At 75.5% G+C, this 15,624-nt stretch carries 13 protein-coding genes; 8 read left to right on the forward strand and 5 right to left on the reverse strand.

What is annotated here, in order from left to right:
• The first annotated feature begins 35 nt into the window (after window positions 1-35).
• Entirely contained in the window at window positions 36-899 is an 864-nt protein-coding gene (locus tag ACIP4P_RS25230) for a methyltransferase domain-containing protein (protein ID WP_400921982.1), read from the forward strand.
• A 59-nt stretch (window positions 900-958) separates the two neighbouring features.
• Here ACIP4P_RS25230 and ACIP4P_RS25235 read toward each other — a convergent pair whose 3' ends face one another.
• Complete coding sequence (locus ACIP4P_RS25235) at window positions 959-1,114, reverse strand: DUF397 domain-containing protein (protein ID WP_400921984.1); 156 nt, start codon at window positions 1,112-1,114, stop codon at window positions 959-961.
• A gap of 49 nt (window positions 1,115-1,163) precedes the next feature.
• Here ACIP4P_RS25235 and ACIP4P_RS25240 point away from each other — a divergent pair, with 49 nt between their 5' ends.
• Complete coding sequence (locus ACIP4P_RS25240; protein ID WP_400921986.1) at window positions 1,164-2,114, forward strand: hypothetical protein; 951 nt, start codon at window positions 1,164-1,166, stop codon at window positions 2,112-2,114.
• Between the two features lie 43 nt (window positions 2,115-2,157).
• Here the strand turns inward: ACIP4P_RS25240 and ACIP4P_RS25245 are convergent, their stop codons facing one another.
• Together ACIP4P_RS25245 and ACIP4P_RS25250 are read right to left on the reverse strand one after the other, a co-directional pair.
• On the reverse strand, window positions 2,158-2,508 hold the full coding sequence (locus tag ACIP4P_RS25245) for a hypothetical protein (RefSeq protein WP_400921988.1): 351 nt from the start codon (window positions 2,506-2,508) through the stop codon (window positions 2,158-2,160).
• Between the two features lie 6 nt (window positions 2,509-2,514).
• Entirely contained in the window at window positions 2,515-2,886 is a 372-nt protein-coding gene (locus tag ACIP4P_RS25250) for a helix-turn-helix domain-containing protein (RefSeq protein ID WP_350518229.1), read from the reverse strand.
• Window positions 2,887-2,981: 95 nt separating this feature from the next.
• Here ACIP4P_RS25250 and ACIP4P_RS25255 point away from each other — a divergent pair, with 95 nt between their 5' ends.
• The gene (locus ACIP4P_RS25255) at window positions 2,982-3,821 is read left to right on the forward strand and encodes an SDR family oxidoreductase (RefSeq protein ID WP_400921990.1); all 840 of its coding nucleotides are present in this window, start codon (window positions 2,982-2,984) and stop codon (window positions 3,819-3,821) included.
• An 86-nt stretch (window positions 3,822-3,907) separates the two neighbouring features.
• On the opposite strand, the gene ACIP4P_RS25260 is transcribed toward ACIP4P_RS25255, so the two are convergent.
• Complete coding sequence (locus tag ACIP4P_RS25260) at window positions 3,908-4,855, reverse strand: hypothetical protein (RefSeq protein WP_400921992.1); 948 nt, start codon at window positions 4,853-4,855, stop codon at window positions 3,908-3,910.
• 232 nt (window positions 4,856-5,087) lie between these two features.
• Between ACIP4P_RS25260 and ACIP4P_RS25265 the strand changes: the two genes are divergently transcribed.
• Window positions 5,088-7,328, forward strand: a complete 2,241-nt coding sequence (locus ACIP4P_RS25265; protein WP_400921994.1) for a heavy metal translocating P-type ATPase — start codon at window positions 5,088-5,090, stop codon at window positions 7,326-7,328.
• A 196-nt stretch (window positions 7,329-7,524) separates the two neighbouring features.
• The gene (locus ACIP4P_RS25270; RefSeq protein ID WP_400921996.1) at window positions 7,525-8,073 is read left to right on the forward strand and encodes a hypothetical protein; all 549 of its coding nucleotides are present in this window, start codon (window positions 7,525-7,527) and stop codon (window positions 8,071-8,073) included.
• 25 nt (window positions 8,074-8,098) lie between these two features.
• Here ACIP4P_RS25270 and ACIP4P_RS25275 read toward each other — a convergent pair whose 3' ends face one another.
• Window positions 8,099-9,922 (reverse strand): hypothetical protein, encoded by a 1,824-nt coding sequence (locus ACIP4P_RS25275; protein WP_400921998.1) that lies wholly within the window; start codon window positions 9,920-9,922, stop codon window positions 8,099-8,101.
• A gap of 229 nt (window positions 9,923-10,151) precedes the next feature.
• Between ACIP4P_RS25275 and ACIP4P_RS25280 the strand changes: the two genes are divergently transcribed.
• The 3 genes from ACIP4P_RS25280 to ACIP4P_RS25290 all read left to right on the forward strand — a co-directional run bounded on the left by ACIP4P_RS25280 (window position 10,152) and on the right by ACIP4P_RS25290 (window position 15,598).
• Window positions 10,152-14,249 (forward strand): hypothetical protein, encoded by a 4,098-nt coding sequence (locus tag ACIP4P_RS25280; RefSeq protein ID WP_400922000.1) that lies wholly within the window; start codon window positions 10,152-10,154, stop codon window positions 14,247-14,249.
• Between the two features lie 168 nt (window positions 14,250-14,417).
• Complete coding sequence (locus ACIP4P_RS25285; protein ID WP_400922002.1) at window positions 14,418-14,843, forward strand: hypothetical protein; 426 nt, start codon at window positions 14,418-14,420, stop codon at window positions 14,841-14,843.
• On the forward strand, window positions 14,840-15,598 hold the full coding sequence (locus tag ACIP4P_RS25290) for a nucleotide exchange factor GrpE (protein ID WP_400922004.1): 759 nt from the start codon (window positions 14,840-14,842) through the stop codon (window positions 15,596-15,598). Before ACIP4P_RS25285 ends, ACIP4P_RS25290 begins: the two co-directional genes overlap by 4 nt.
• Window positions 15,599-15,624: the final 26 nt, after the last annotated feature.

Genomic DNA, 15,624 nt, shown 5'->3' on the forward strand with positions numbered 1-15,624 from the left:
GGCGCAGGCGGCTCGGGAAGGTCGACCATGGGGGCATGACGTCCTCTCCCCGCCCGCCGCAGGTCGGTGGCCGCCCCGAACCGACCGGCGAGGCGACCGCTTCCGCCCGTGGGTACCTGCTGGACAATGCGCGGGCCGAGGCGGGTGAGCGGTTCGTCTGGCTGGCCGAGCTGTTCGACGGCGTGACGCGCGGGCACGTCGAGCGGCTGGGGATCGGGGCGGGCTCGCGCTGCTGGGAGGTCGGCGCCGGTGGCCCCGGCATCCCGGAGGCGCTCGCGGCGGCCGTCGGCCCGACCGGGCACGTGCTGGCCACGGACATCGACCCGTCGTGGCTGAAGGAGGGCGCGGGGTACGAGGTGCGCCGGCACGACGTCGCCGTCGATCCGACCCCCGAGCCGGGGACCTTCGATCTGGTGCACGCCCGGCTCGTGCTGGTCCATGTGCCCGACCGGGCCCGGGCGTTGGCCACGATGGCGGCGGCGCTGCGGCCCGGCGGCTGGCTGCTGGTCGAGGACGCCGACACCGCCCTGCAGCCACTGGCCTGCGTGGACGACAGCGGCCCGGCGCAGCGCCGGGCCAACCGGCTGCGCGACGCGGTCCGGGAGCTGCTGGCACGCCGCGGCGCGGACCTGCGCTACGGCCGGACCGTGCCGCGGGCGCTGCGGGAGGCCGGCTTGGTGGATGTCGCCGCGGCCGGCTTCTTCCCGGTCGGCGGGGTGGCCTGCGACCGCTTGGAGGCGGCGACCATCCGACACGTGCGCGGCGAACTACTCGCGGCCGGCCTGTCCGACGACGCCGAGATCGACGCACACCTGGCCGCCGTCGAGGCGGGCGAACTCGACCTGACGCTCGCACCGTTGATCTCGGCCTGGGGTCGCCGCCCGGTTGAGCGGCCGTAGGCACTTCACCGATGAGTGGCGCGAGAAGTCGGCCGGGCCGGCTTCTCGCGCAAGGGTGTTCAGGTGGTGGGGAGTTCGCCGGTTTTGAGGGCGGTGATGAGGGCGGTGATGAGGGCCGTCCACGCGTCGCGGGGGACAGTGAGTGTGGGGCCGCTGGGGTCCTCTGCCGGGCGGCCCCGTTGCGGACCGCCCGACATCTTCCTCGGTGCCGTCATCGGCGGGCATGATATGACGTGCCGTCAAACTCTCGGGGGAGATGACGAGATGGCACTGATCGACTCTCCGCGGCTCGGGTGGCTGCTCCGTCGGTTCGGCATGCTCGGCTCGTTCGCCCAACTCGGCTTCCTGGCAATGCTGCTGTACGGCCGGTTCCGCGGGTCCACGCCCGACTGGCTGGGGATCGCGCTGGGTGCCGGCGTGCTGGTGTGGTGGTTCGCCCCCGTGCCGATGCGGCGCCCTCCCGGGGGTGGCGGGGTGCAGCTGGTGGTGGCCCACTACCTGCGAGGGTTGCTGATCGCGGGGGCGGCCGGGTGGCTGGGCAGTGTCCGGCCCGATGTGGTCCGGCCGGATCCGGTGCTGGCGGCGTTCGGCGTCCTTCTGGTCGCGACCTTCGCGCTCTCGCGCTACGGCCGTTTCCTGGCGGGTGAGTCGCCCAATTGGTCGATGCCTCCCGGCTGGGCCGGGTACGTCCTCCTGGCCTTCCTGGCGCGGCCGCTCACGCGGGTCGCGGCGGTCATCGTGTTCTGGGTGCCGGTGCACGGGTTCCGGCTGGTGCGGGGCTGGGGTGCCCCCTTCTGGCTGGCGGTCGTCGCGCTGGTCTGCGTCGGCCTGGTCTGGACCGTGGTGCTGAGCGTCGCGTCGGGCGTCTACCAGGTGCACGCGGTCGCGATCCGGCGGGACACCACGGCCCACAGCACCACTTACGGTGACGGCTCCTCCTGGCACACCGAGACCACCGAGGAGTACACCGACACCGACCTGACGGTCCGCCCGCCCGCGACCGGGCTCCAGCCCCTCGTCTGGCTCCGGTGGGCCGGGGTCCTCCACGAGTCGACGGACAGCTGGGGCAGCGGCTCGGGCGCCTGGGGCACCTCGCATTCCGTCACCTACGCCCACCAGCGGGTCCAGCTGTGGCAGCTCCCGCCCGCCCACCTCCCGCTCTGGTGGCCCCTCGTGGCGCAGGGCATCGGATGGCTCCGGGGGGACCGGGTCTGACGGTCACCGTGGTGCGGGTGCGCCGTGAAACCGGGCTTGATGCTCAGCTCGCCTCCAGCGCCTCGGCGCGCCTCGTCAGCTCGTCCGCGACGTCGTCCCAGTCCGGGCCGTGCAGGTAGAGGCTGTTGGCCGCGTCGCGGAGGAGGGCCGGGTCGTCGGGGCGCTGGAGCAGCAGCAGTCGGTAGGCCAGGTTGCGGAACCGGACCGGGAGGTAGCCGTCGGCGAGCTGCGGGCAGAGGGTGCGCAGCATGGCGAGGATCTCGTCCGGGTCGGCGAAGGTCAGCCGTTCGATGAAGTGGAACTCCTCGTGCTGCCACGTCGCCTCGCACGCGGGGGTGGGCCCGTGCTCGTCGCCCCAGAGGCAGCGGGCGAGGTCGGTGAGGGTGCCGTGCAACGGTGGTCAGCCCGTGGCGGGCAGGGAGAGCCGCTGGGTGATGCGGTCGAAGAGCTCGGTCAGGGATTCGCCGATCTCGTGGCCGAACTCGGTGAGTCCGTAGCTGACCTGGGGCGGCATGGTGGGTTCGACGTGCCGTCGGACCAGGCCGTCGTCGACCAGGGTGCGCAGGGTCTGGGCGAGCATCTTCTCGCTGACGCCCTGGATGCTCTCGCGCAGTTCGTAGTAGCGCAGGTCGTTGCCGCGCAGGGAGATCAGCACCCAGATGCCCCACCTGCTGGTCACGTGGTCGACCATGTCGCGCGCGGGGCAGTCGGTGTGAAGCACGTCATACCGGCTCCCGGTCGCGACCCGGATGCGCTGCGAACCTTCCGTCATGTCATGAGCTTACCTGTAGGTACGTCCTTACCAAGGATGAGCTTCCGCTCCTAACGTGACGGCCACGCAAGGGAGATCGAGGCGAGGAGCTGATCATGATTGTGGTGACCGGGGCGACCGGGAACATCGGCCGGCCGTTGACGCGGGCGTTGGCCGAGGCGGGGGAGCAGGTGACGGCGGTGTCGCGGCACTCGGCGGAGGTGCCGGAGGGCGTCCGTCACGTGGTGGCCGACCTCGCCGCGCCGGGCGGGCTCGGGCCCGTCCTGGAGGGGGCGAAGGCGCTGTTCCTGCTGCTGTCCGGCGACCTCCACGCCCCCGGGGGCGGTCCGGAGGCGCTGATCCGCGAGGCGGCGGCGGCCGGGGTCCGTCGGGTCGTGCTGCTCTCCACCCAGGGGGTGGTGACCCGGCCGTACGGTCCGACGCGGGTCGCGATGCGGGCGCTGGAGGACGCGCTGCAGGAGTCCGTCCCGGAGTGGGCCGTGCTGCGGCCGGGGGGTTTCGCCTCCAACGCCCTGTGGTGGGCCGAGTCCGTGCGGACCGATCGGGTCGTCGCCGCGCCGTTCGGCGACGTCGGGGTGCCGATCGTCGACCCGGCGGACATCGCCGAGGTCGCGGCGGCCTGCCTGCTGGAGGACCGGCACGTCGGCGGGGTGTACGAGCTGACCGGTCCGGAGGTGATCACCCCGCGCGGGCAGACGGCCGCCCTCGCCGCCGCGCTCGGTACCCCGGTGGGGTTCCACGAGCTCACCCGGGAGGAGGCCCGGGCGGCGATGGCCCTGAACATGCCGGTGGAGCTGGCCGACGACACCCTGGACATCCTCGGCTCCCCGAGCCCGGCCGAACTGCGCGTCAGCCCGGACGTCGAGCGGGTCCTCGGCCGCGCCCCGCGTTCCTTCGCGGACTGGGCCGCCCGCAACGTCGCCGCGTTCCGCTGAGCGGGGCGTAGGAGGGGGAGAGTACGAGTGGTGCCGGGCGGTCCCCTGGGAGGGACCGCCCGGCACCGCCCGTTTCGGGCCGCTGCTCAGTGCTGGTGGTCGGTGGCCGCCACCCCGGTCGGGGCGGCCTCGGGCGCGGCGGTTCCGTCGGCCGTCACGGTGAAGGCCGCGGTGTGGACGGTGCCCTGGTGCTGGAAGTCGAGGAAGAGCCGGTAGGCGCCGCCGCTGGGGGCGGTGGTGGTGAAGCCGATCTCCGGGCCCGGGGTGGTGGTGTCCGGGTGGACGTGGAGGTAGGCGAGGTCGCCGGCGCGCAGGGCGACCAGGTGGCCGTAGGCGCCCAGGTAGGGCTGGAGGTCCGTGACGGGGGTGCCGTCCTTGCCGACGTTCAGGGTGAGGTGGCTGCTGCGGCCGGGGGTGAGGTCGCCGGCCAGGGTGACGGTGTAGCCGTCGACGGCGACGGTGCGGCCGGTGACGGGCAGCGGGGCGGGGCGCAGGTCGCCCGCGGCGTGCAGGTCGGCGCCGAGGGTGAGGCCCTCGGTGGCGCCGGCGGGGGTGAAGTCGGCGAGGACCCGGTACTCGCCGGCGGCGGGGACGGCGGTGGGGGCGCTCCAGGTGCCGTCGGCGGCGAGGGTGGGGTGCAGGTGCTGGAAGGTGGAGAGGTCGCGCGGGGCGACGATCAGGTGGAGTTCCTTCTCGTGCTGCTGCTGGTAGGCGGTGACCGGCTTGCCGTCCGCGCCGAGGATGCGGAACCGCAGCTGGGTGGGGGAGCCGGCGGTGACGAACGGGTTGTCGATGCTCAGGGTGTAGCCGCGTTCGGAGATCTGGAGTCCGCCGGGCAGGTGCTCGGCGTGGTCCTCGTGCTCTGACCCGTTCCCCGCGCCGTGCCCCGATGCGTGCCCCGCCCCGTGCCCCGCGTGGTCGGCGGCGGGCTTGGTGGCGGTGCCGGTACCGGTGGCGTGGCCGACGCCGAGGGCGAGGCCGAAGGCGGCGGTGAGGCCGGCGGTGAAGGCGGTGATGCGCAGGGCGGTGTTCATGGCGGGTGCTCCTTGCTTCGCTGGCTCGATGCCCCGGAGTGAATACCCCATGGGGGTATCAAGTCAAGCGAGTCCCCGCTCTCGATAAATACCCACTGGGGGTATCGGGAAGGCCTTGCTGTCCGTACCCCATGGGGGTATAAAGGAACCCGGCGCCGCCAATACCCCTCCAGGGTATGAAGGCCTCGGCCGGGCAAGCACCGCGAAGGACCGACTGTCACGAGGAGCAACGATGACCACCCAGGCACCCGCCTCCACGGAGGTGGAACTCTCGATCGGCGGAATGACCTGCGCCTCGTGCGCGGCCCGGATCGAGAAGAAGCTCAACCGGATGGACGGCGTCTCGGCCACCGTCAACTACGCCACCGAGAAGGCGAAGGTCAGCTTCGATGCCGAGGTGGAGGTCGCCGACCTGATCGCCACCGTCGAGGCCACCGGCTACACCGCCGCGCTGCCCAAGCCCCCGGTGACCGAGGCCGGTGCCGAGCCCGCCGAGCCCGTCGACGAACTGGCGCCGCTGCGCCAACGGCTGTTCACCGCCGTCGCGTTGGCCGTACCCGTGATCGCGATGGCGATGGTGCCCGTCCTGCAGTTCGACAACTGGCAGTGGCTCTCGCTGACCCTCGCCGCGCCGGTCGTCACATACGCCGCCTGGCCCTTCCACAAGGCCGCGTTCACCAACGCCCGGCACGGCGCCGCGACGATGGACACCCTGGTCTCGCTCGGGACGGGCGCCGCGTTCCTCTGGTCACTGTGGGCGCTGTTCTTCGGCGACGCCGGGATGCCGGGGATGCGGCACGGCTTCGAGCTCACCATCGCCCGCAGCGACGGCGCGTCCAACATCTACCTGGAGGCGGCGGCCGGCGTCACCGCCTTCATCCTGGCCGGGCGCTACTTCGAGGCCCGCTCCAAGCGCACCGCCGGCGCCGCCCTCAAGGCGCTGCTGGAACTGGGCGCCAAGGACGTGACGGTGCTGCGCGGCGGCAACGAGGTGCGGATCCCGATCGCCGAACTGGCCGTGGGCGACCGCTTCGTGGTCCGTCCCGGCGAGAAGATCGCCACCGACGGCACGGTGGTCGAGGGCGCCTCCGCGGTGGACGCCTCGATGCTCACCGGCGAGTCCGTCCCGGTGGAGGTCGGGGTCGGCGACGCGGTCACCGGGGCGACCGTCAACGCGGGCGGCCGGCTGGTGGTCGAGGCGACCCGGGTCGGCTCGGACACCCAGCTGGCCCGGATGGCCAGGCTGGTCGAGGACGCCCAGAACGGCAAGGCAGCCGCCCAGCGGCTGGCCGACCGGATCTCCGCGGTCTTCGTGCCGATCGTGATCACCCTCGCGGTGGCCACCCTCGGCTACTGGCTGGGCACCGGCGAGGGCTGGACGGCCGCCTTCACCGCCGCCGTGGCCGTGCTGATCATCGCCTGCCCGTGCGCCCTCGGCCTGGCCACCCCGACCGCACTGCTGGTCGGCACCGGCCGCGGCGCCCAGCTGGGCGTGCTGATCAAGGGCCCGGAGGTACTGGAGTCCACCCGCAAGGTCGACACCGTCGTGCTGGACAAGACCGGCACCGTCACCACCGGCCGGATGACCCTGCTCGCCGTGCACACCGCCGAGGGCGTCACCGAGGCCGAGGTGCTGCGCCTGGCCGGCGCCCTGGAGCACGCCTCCGAGCACCCGATCGCCCGGGCGATCGCCACCGCCGCCGCCGAGGCGGGCCCGCTGCCCGCCGTCGAGGGCTTCGAGAACGTGCCGGGCCTGGGCGTCCAGGGCGTGGTGGACGGCCACGCCGTGGTGGCCGGCCGGGTGGCTCTGCTGGAGGAGTGGTCGCAGCACCTGCCGGCGGCGCTGGTCGAGGCCAAGCGCACGGCCGAGGCGGCGGGGCGCACCGCGATCGCGGTCGGTTGGGACGGCGCGGCCCGGGCCGTGCTGGAGGTCGCCGACGCGGTCAAGCCGACCAGCGCCGAGGCCATCGCCGACCTGCGTGCCCTGGGGCTGACCCCGGTGCTGCTGACCGGCGACAACCGGGCGGTGGCCGAGGCGGTCGCGGCCGAGGTCGGCATCGCACCGGAGCACGTGATCGCCGAGGTCATGCCGCAGGACAAGGTCGACGCCGTCAAGCGGCTGCAGGCCGAGGGCAAGGTCGTCGCGATGGTCGGCGACGGCGTCAACGACGCGGCCGCCCTGGCCCAGGCCGACCTGGGGTTGGCCATGGGCACCGGCACCGACGCCGCGATCGAGGCCGCCGACCTCACCCTGGTCCGCGGCGACCTGCGCGCCGCCGCCGACGCCATCCGGCTCTCCCGCAGGACCCTCGGCACCATCAAGAGCAACCTCTTCTGGGCCTTCGGCTACAACGTCGCCGCCCTGCCGCTGGCCGCCGCCGGGATGCTCAACCCGATGATCGCCGGAGCGGCCATGGCCTTCTCCTCGGTCTTCGTGGTCGGCAACAGCCTCCGGCTGCGCCGCTTCCGCTGAGCCCGCCCCCGCCACCGCCCCTGCCACCGCCCCCACCCCCGCCGCCGCCGGGCCGAGGCCCCGGAACCGCCCCGGTTCCGGGGCCCCGGCGCGTCCGGAACACGTCAGCCCGGAAGACGCAGCCCGGATACCCGGACGCCCGGACCGCCCGCCCCCTCGCCGACCACGGCGAGTAAGCGGAGCTAGAGTCCGACCCATGGACGAGAACACCGCGCTCTGGCACCGGATCGCCGACCTCCTGCCCGCCGACGCGGCCGAGGGCGTCAAGGACTGCTGGAGGATCGGCGAGCAGGAGAGCGGGCTGGGCCTGCTGGTCGAGGGTCTGCTCGCCCGCCAGATCCCGGTCTCCGGCACGGACCGGGCGCAGATCTCGGTGCTCACCGAGGAGTGGGGAGAGCGCGAGAAGCTCGCCCCCGGCCTGCTGCGCTGCCCGGGCGACGGCGGGCCCGCCCCGGTACGGCTGCTGGACGGCGAGCGCGACGAGGCCGAGGTGCTGACCGGTTGGCGCGAACCGGAGCTGACGGGCCTGGTGCTGGTGCCGTGGATCGGCTGCACCCGCTGCGGCCGGACCCTGCTGCGCGCCCACCGCTGGGAGGACTGGGACGACTTCTCGTACCTCGCCGAGCACTACGTGATCAGCACGCCGGACGGCGGCCGGGCCGAGCGGATCCTCCCGCAGGACGCCGCCCAGGAGGCCTACGCCGAACTCCTCGACCGCTGCCCGGCCCAGGACACCGCGCGCTGATCCGACGCGAATCGTCGGACCCGCCCTATCCCCCCTCCGGCAGGTCCACCGCCTGCCACCGGTACGCCGCGTCCTCCTGCCACACCTGCAACTCGCCCTCGACCACCGCCGCCAGGCACAGCCGCCAGTCGTCCCCGACCGCGAGCGCGACCCGGGTGGCCGGCCGGAGGGTGGGCCGCCACCAGCGCGGCCGGCGGGAGGCGCCGCCGGCCGGCAGCCGCAGCCGTACGCCGCCGGCGCCGGCCAGGGCGATGGTGGGGCCGCCGCGGTGGCCGACCATGGCGAGGCCGAGGGCGGGCTCGCCGTCGCCGATCTCGGTGCCGGCGGAGGCCGCCGAGCCGATGCCGTGCAGCTGTGCCGAGCCGGTGCCGTGCAGCTGCGCCGCGCCGATGCCGTGCAACTGCGCCGAGCCGTCCGTCCGCAGGGTGGCGGCCTGCGGTCCGGCCGAGGTGCGGGCCAGTGCCCCGGCGCGCAGGGCGCCGGGCGGGCCGACCGGGACGGGTGGTTCACCGGAGCCCGGGCGCCAGCTGAGCACCCGCTCGCGGTGTTCGAGCAGCACCAGCCAGCTGCCGGGACGTTCCTCCTCGGCGGCGAGCACCCGGTCGGCGGGGCAGCCGGGGTGTTCCTGGCCGGTGAGGGTGAGGCCGGGGGCCCAGCGGTAGGAGCGCAGGGCGCCGGCCGCGGCCGTCCACACGGTCAGTTCGCCCGCCGCGCCGACCCTCCCGGCGAGGCCGCCGACCCCGCGCGCGGCCTCCCACCAGCCGGCCGCGGTGCCGACCCACAGGGTGCCGGAGCGGTCCTCGGCGCAGACCACCAGCTCGCCCTGGCGCCCGGCCCAGCCCGCCGCCAACTCCCGTACCGGGCCCGGGCCCTGGCCGGCGGGCAGCCGGTGGCCGGTGCGGCCGGGCCCGGCCAGGGCGGTGCCGTCGGCCCCGGCGGTGACCACGACCGGCCGGCCGGCCCGGTCGGGCAGCACGGCGAGGCCCGCGGTGCGGGCCACCGGCCGGTGGGCGCGCAGGAGTTCGCGGCCGCGGGCGGCCCAGGGGCCGAGCGGGGCGGGGCGGCGCCCGGGTTCGCGGGCGAGCGGTTCGCAGGCCCAGTGGGCGAGTTCCTCGCCGTAGCCGGCCGCCAGCAGTTCGGCGCGGGCCTGTTCGGCGGCGAGCCGGTGGTCCAGTCGGCCGTGGTCGGGCAGCAGCAGGGCGCGGGCGAGGGTGCCGACCGCGAACAGGTCCTTGGCGGTGGTCGGGAAGCCGCCGACCTGCTCGGCCTCCGGCGGGACGTGCCCGGGGGTGAACACCGCGACGGTCAGGGTGTGGTCGAGCGGGGCGAGGAAGGTCAGGTCGATCAGCTTGACCAGGCCCTGGGCGTCCACCAGTACGTTGGCGGGGGAGATGTCCCGGTGCACCCAGCGCTTGCGGTGCAGGTCGTCGACGATCCGGCAGAGCCGGACCAGCACGTCGGCGGTCGCGGTCGGCCCGCCGCGCTGGGCGCGGGCCCAGGTGTGCAGCGGCACGCCCTCGACCCAGGGCGAGATCTGGTAGCCGAGCAGCCCGCCGGAGGGCACCGTGCCGGGCCGGTGCGGGGAGGGGCCGAGCAGGAAGCTGGGCACCACCAGGTCGGTGACGCCGAGCCGGTGGGCGTTGTGCGAGACGTCGTCCCAGCGGCCGAGCCAGCGCCGCACCTCGGACGGGTCGCGCTCCAGCATGATCTTCGCGGCGACCAGTTCCTTGATCCCGTTGTGCCCGGTGCGCACCGCCCGCCACACCTCGGCCTCGCCGCCCCGGTGGTGGAACTCCAGCAGCTCGTACTGTTCGGGGTCGAACTCCGGCCCGAAGCGGAGCCCGGGCACCCAACGAGACTCGGACACACGACCCCCGACGCTTCCTCACCACTGTGGACGCACGGCCGTCGCGCGGCCCGCGCGCTGCCCAGGATAGTGCTCGTTCCTGTTCGGCGGCCCCGGGGAGGCCCTATTCTGATGGGCGCCCGAGCAACATCACGAAACAACGTCAACTCATGGTCGTACGGGGAAAGTTGATCATGGTGTGGGACGACTTCACGGCGCAGGGGGACGGTGCATGCTGTTGATCGCGGTGCTGCTGGTCGCGGCGGCACTGGCCGGGGTGGCGGTCTTCTGGGTCGTCCGAGGCCGAACGACCCTGGACCCGGCCGGAGTCGCCAAGGCGCTCGCCGCGGCGGGCGAGCGGCTCGCGGCCGGCCAGGCCCCGCAGGCCCGCCGCCGCTACGCCCGACTGGCCCGCCGACTCGCCACCGGCCCGGCGGAACTGGGCGTCCAACGCGGCCTCGCCCTGCTCGGCCAGGCCGAGGCCACCATCCCCACCGGCGACCAGCAGGCCACCCTCGCCCTGTACCGCGAGGCCTTCCCGCTGCTCACCGACCCCGCCCGGCAACTGCCCCGGTGGGGCCTGCAGCGCCTCGCCGACGACCAACTGCGCTCCCCGGACGGCGAACTCGGCCCGCTGCTCGCCTTCCTCCGGGCCACCGCGACCGGCACCGAACCCGGCGAGGAGGCCGAGACGGCCGCCCGCGCCCGGCAGCAGCTCCAGCACCTGTGCCGCGAGGGCGCCCCCGAGCAGCGCGAACACGCCACGGCGAGCGCCCTCGCCGCCCTGCCCGGCCAGGACTGGCCGGTACTCGCCCGGGCCGCCCTGCTGCGCGCCACCGGCCGGGCCGCCGAGACCGAACCGCTGCTCGCCGCGGCGGCCCCCGGCGGCAGCGGCGAACTCTGGTTCCGCTGGGGCGCCCAGCTGTTCACCCTGCACCGGGACGAACCGGCCGTCGCCGCCTTCGACGAGGCGCTGCGCCGCGGGCCCGGCGAACCCTCCCCGTGGGGCCGCGGCCCGGCGCTGCGCACCGACAGCCTGCTCTTCCGCGGCCTGGCCCGGCAGCGGCTCGGCGCCACCGACGCGGCCTGGGCCGACCTCGCGGCCGCCGCCACCGAGAGCCCCGGCGACCCGCGCCCGCGCTACGCCCTGGGCCGGCTCGCCCTGCTGCTCGGCGCCGACGAGCAGGCCCGGGAGCAGTTCGCCGCCGCGCTCACCGTCCAACCCTCCTTCGCCCCGGCCCGGTTCGGCCTGGCCCTGGTGCACGAGCGGGCCGCGCGGCCCGCCGAGGCCGCCGCCGACTACCGGACCGGCCTCGGCCAGATCCCTGACTGGCGCCCCGCCCGGGTCCGGCTCGGCGCCGCCCTGACCGCCGCCGGCCAGTCCGCCGAAGCGGAACCGATCCTGCGCGCCGAGGCCGACACCGAACCGGACTCCCGCTGGAGCCGGATCGCCGCCTACCACCACGGCCTCGCGCTGGCCCGCACCGACGACCCGGCCGGCGCCCTGGCCCGCTGGGAGCCGCTGGACGACCCCGAACTGCACGGCCGGCAGGCGCTGGCCCGCGACCGGCTCGCCCGGACCAGGCTGGCCGTCGACCCGGCCGCCGCCCGCGCCCTCTGGCAGCGGGCCGCCGCCGAGCACCCCGCCGCGTCCGGCTACCGGGCCGCGCTGCGCGAGGCCGCCCTGCGCGAGGCCGCCCACCTGCTGATCGGCGGCCGGGACGACGCCGGGGCCCGCGGCGACGCCGCCGCCGCCCTCGCACTGGCCGACACCCTGCCCGGCGCCGTCACCCACCGGCAGTCCCGGCTGCGCGCCGCGCTCGCCCTGGCCGGAGGCGGCACCGACCAGGTCACCGCGCTGCTGGACCCCACCGCCGGACTCCGCGACCGCTACCACCTGGCCGCCGCCGCCCTGCTGGCGGGCCGTCCGGTCCAGACCATCGCCCTGCTCGGCCCGCTCGACCCCGACCCGGCCGGCGACCCGGCGCTCGCCCGACTGCGCGCCCTGCTCGCCGAACGGGCCGGCAACTGGGCCGCCGCGCTGGACTGGTACCGCCGCTTCCTCTCCGCCGCCGGACCGGCGGCCGACCCCGTCGGCGACTGCGCGGACTGCACCCGCCCCGCCACCGGCGCCTGCGGCGGCTGCGGCCGGGAGGCCTGCCCCGACCACCTGCCCGCGCCCACCGGGACCGCCGCGCCGCGCTGCATACCCTGCGCCGGCCCCGCCCTGCGCGCCGTCCTGGACTGCGCCCGCCGGGCCGGCACCCCCGAGCAGGCCGAACCCGTGCTGGCGGCCTGGGTCGAGGCGCTCGGCGACCGCCCCGCCGCCGCACCCGTCCGGCTCGACCTCGCTCTGCTGCGCGCCGAACTCGGCCGGCTCGACGAGGCGTTGGCCGACCTCCCGGAGGACGCCGGCCCGGCCCGGGCGGCCGTCCTGGTCCGCCGGGCCGGTGCCGCCCTCGCCGCCGACCGGCCCGGACGGGCGGCCGGCGACCTGCGCCAGGCCCTCACCCTGGCCCCCGCCCACCCGCAGGCGGCCGGCGCCCTGGTGCTGCTCGCCGAGCACGAGGCCCACCAGCACGCCGTCGAGGGCCACCACCGCGAGGCCTACCTCGCCTACCGCGACCTGCTGCGCAAGGACCCGGCCCACCCCCGGCTGCTGCACGCCCTCGGCCTGTCCGGCTACCGGCTGGCCGTGACCGGGGACGACGAGGAGGTCTGGGCCTGGACGATCGGCTGCCTGGTCGCCGCCCTGCACCAGCTCGGCCTGTGGAGCGAGATCGCCCGGATCACCGACCGCACCCCCGAACCCCAGCGGATGACGGCCGCCCGCACCGCGCTCACCGACCGCCTCCGCGAGGACCTGCGCGCCCTCGACCGGACCGCCGGACGCACCGGCGACGAGGTCACCGCCTGGACGCTGCGGCTGGGCATGGAGATCCACGCCGCCGACGCGCTCGCCCTGGAGAACGTCCGGATCACCCTGCCCGGCCGCCCCACCCGCCGGCTCGCCGTCGGCCCCACCCTCGACCGGCTGCTCCGCGCCGAGCCCGGGCTCGACGGCTGGGCCGCCGCCTTCGAGGAGGCCGTCGGGGCCCGGCGCCGCCGGGACGTGTCGGAGGACGCCCCGCTGGACCGGGCCCTCGGCCTGTTCGGTGAGCTCGGCCCGCAGCGCTACCTCGGCCTCCAGGGCCGCCAGGCCGCCGCCGTCGTCGCCCTGGACGCCGTCGCCGAGCACGGGCGCGACGAGGCCTGGCAGGCGCTGCTCGGCGAGGCGCTGGTCAGCCAGGCCCGGGAGCACCACCGCAACCAGGACTGGCGCGAGGCGCTGGACTGCCTCACCCGCGCCCGGACCGTCCCCGGCGTGGTGCTGCCCGCCGACGCCGCCCGGATCGCCGCCGAGTCCGGGGTCCGGGCCGCCCGGGCCCTGCTGAAGAGCAGCGAGGACGACCAGCCGGGCGCGGCCGAACTGCTGGAGAAGGCCCACGCGCTGGCCCCGGACGACCCGGAGGTGCGCGGAGACCTCGGCGCGACCTACGCCCAGTGGGGCCGCAAGATCAACAATGAGGAGAAGGACTACCGGCGCGCCATCGACCTCGTCCTCAAGGGCCTCGAACTCGTCCCCGACGACCCGACCGCCGTGCGCTTCCTCCGGGCCGCGCTCGGCAACCGGGCCGGCGAGCTCAGCCGGGTCGGCGCCCCCGACGCGGAACTGCTGGAGGCCGTCGACATCTGGCAGATGCTGCTGGAGATCGACGACGACCCGGAGAACCGGCGCGGCCTGGCCTTCGTGCTGCGCCAACTCTCCTGGTCCGCCGCCTTCGCCGACGACAGCGACACCGCGATCCGCCGGATGGCGAGCGCCCTGGACGCCGACCCGGACTGGGAGGGCGACTACACCCGGTCCGGCGCCGAGGCGACCCGCCGGGTCTCGGTGATGCTTGCCAACCACGTCATCGACCACATGCAGAACCAGAACTTCACCCACCAGATCGCCATGCTCCAGAAGGCCAGGTCCTACGACGACTCGCCGGAGATCCGCGGCCTGATGGTCAGCATCTGGCGCGGCCAGGCGGTCGGGTTCTACGAGGAGCGCCACTACCTCCGGGCGGTCAACCTGCTGAAGGAGGCGATCGCGCTGTCCGTCACCGCGGAGACCACCGCCAAACTGCGCGACGAGATCGCCATCGTGCTCAGCTCGTACGCCGTCTCCGAGGCCAACGCGGGCCGCCGCCTGGAGGCCCGGGGGGCGGTCGAGACGGCCTTGCAGTACAAACCGAACGACCGTGAGCTGACGGCCCTGTTGGGGCGGATCAACCGGCTCCGCTGACCGGCAACCGCCGGGCGGTCGGCATCGTCGTAGCACGTGCACCCGCCCGGCCGTCCGCCGGTTGTTCCGTCCGCCCGCCCATGGTCCTGCCCGTCCGTCCGTCCGGATTCCCGTCCCCGAACCGTGAGTTGCCGCCCGTCCGAGCCGTGAGGAGAGAGGCCGCCCGCCATGCCACTGCACGAACCGTCGCCGTACGAGGTCCTGGGCATCCCGCTCACGGCCGGGACGCGCGAGATCAACCTCTCGGTCGGGAAGGCGCTGAAGGCGGGCCGGTACAGCCGCCAGCAGATCCAGGACGCCGCGGCCCTGCTGCGCAACCCGGACCGGCGGCTGGAGGTCGACCTCCAACTGCCGCTCCCGCCCGAGCCGGTGGACCGGGCCGCCGAGCTGCTGGCGCCCGCGCTGGCCGAACCGCTGCTGGTGATCGAGCGCCCCGGCCCGCCGACGGCCCCGGCCCTGCTTGCCCTGCACCGGTCCGAGGCGGCCGCCGACTTCGCCGAGCCCGCCCCCGGCGGCGCCGACCCCGAACCGCCCGTGCCCGCCCGCTACGCGGCCGACCTGTCCGTGCTGCCGCAGATCGAGGTCCCCGAATGACCGACGCACCGACCGCATCCCCGCTGACCGGCCACCGGCCGCTGGAGGTCCCGCCGGGCGTCGAGTCCGTCGACCTGGAGGCCAGGTTCACCCAACTGCTGTTCCGGGCCTCGCTGCTGGGCAGCAAGCTGACGGAGCAGAAGCAGCAGGCCCGGGCCGCCCAGCGGGAGCTGCTGGGCGTCCTGGTCGAGGTGGACGACGCGCTGGCCGCCCTCGGCCTGGACCGCGAGCTGGTCGCCCACGGCCGCGGCGCCGGGCTGGAGGCGACCCGCCGACGGCTGCTCGGCCGGCTGGCCAAGGCCGGGGTGCGGCCGATGCGGCTGGAGGGGCTGGCGGCGGACCCGGCGCTGACCGAGATCGTCGGCACCGAGGTGCGGCCGGGGGTGGCGCCGGAGACGGTGCTGCAGACCGTGGTGACCGGCTTCTTCTGGGAGCAGGACGTGCTGCGACGGGCCCAAGTGGTGGTCGCCGCACCGGAGTCGGCGCTGCAGCCGGTCGTCGACCCACGGATCGGGTCGGCGGTGTCCGCGGCGGACGCCCCGCCGGCGCCGGTCGAGGGGGCGGCGGTCGGGGACGCGGCACTGGTCGAGGAGGCGCCCGTCGAGGAGGCGTCCGTCGAGGAGACGGAGAAGCCCGAGGAACCGACGGAGTCGGCCGAGTCGGCCGAGCCCGCCGCCCGGCCCGTTCCGCCGCGGGCCCGGCGGCAGGCCAGGGTGACCGGCCGCCCGCCCAAGCGGGCCAAGCGCAAGAAGTAGCCAGGACCACGAGGGGCAAGAGGGGA

The sequence above is a fragment of the Kitasatospora sp. NPDC089509 genome (genome assembly GCF_044749365.1).
Taxonomy (GTDB): Bacteria; Actinomycetota; Actinomycetes; order Streptomycetales; family Streptomycetaceae; genus Kitasatospora.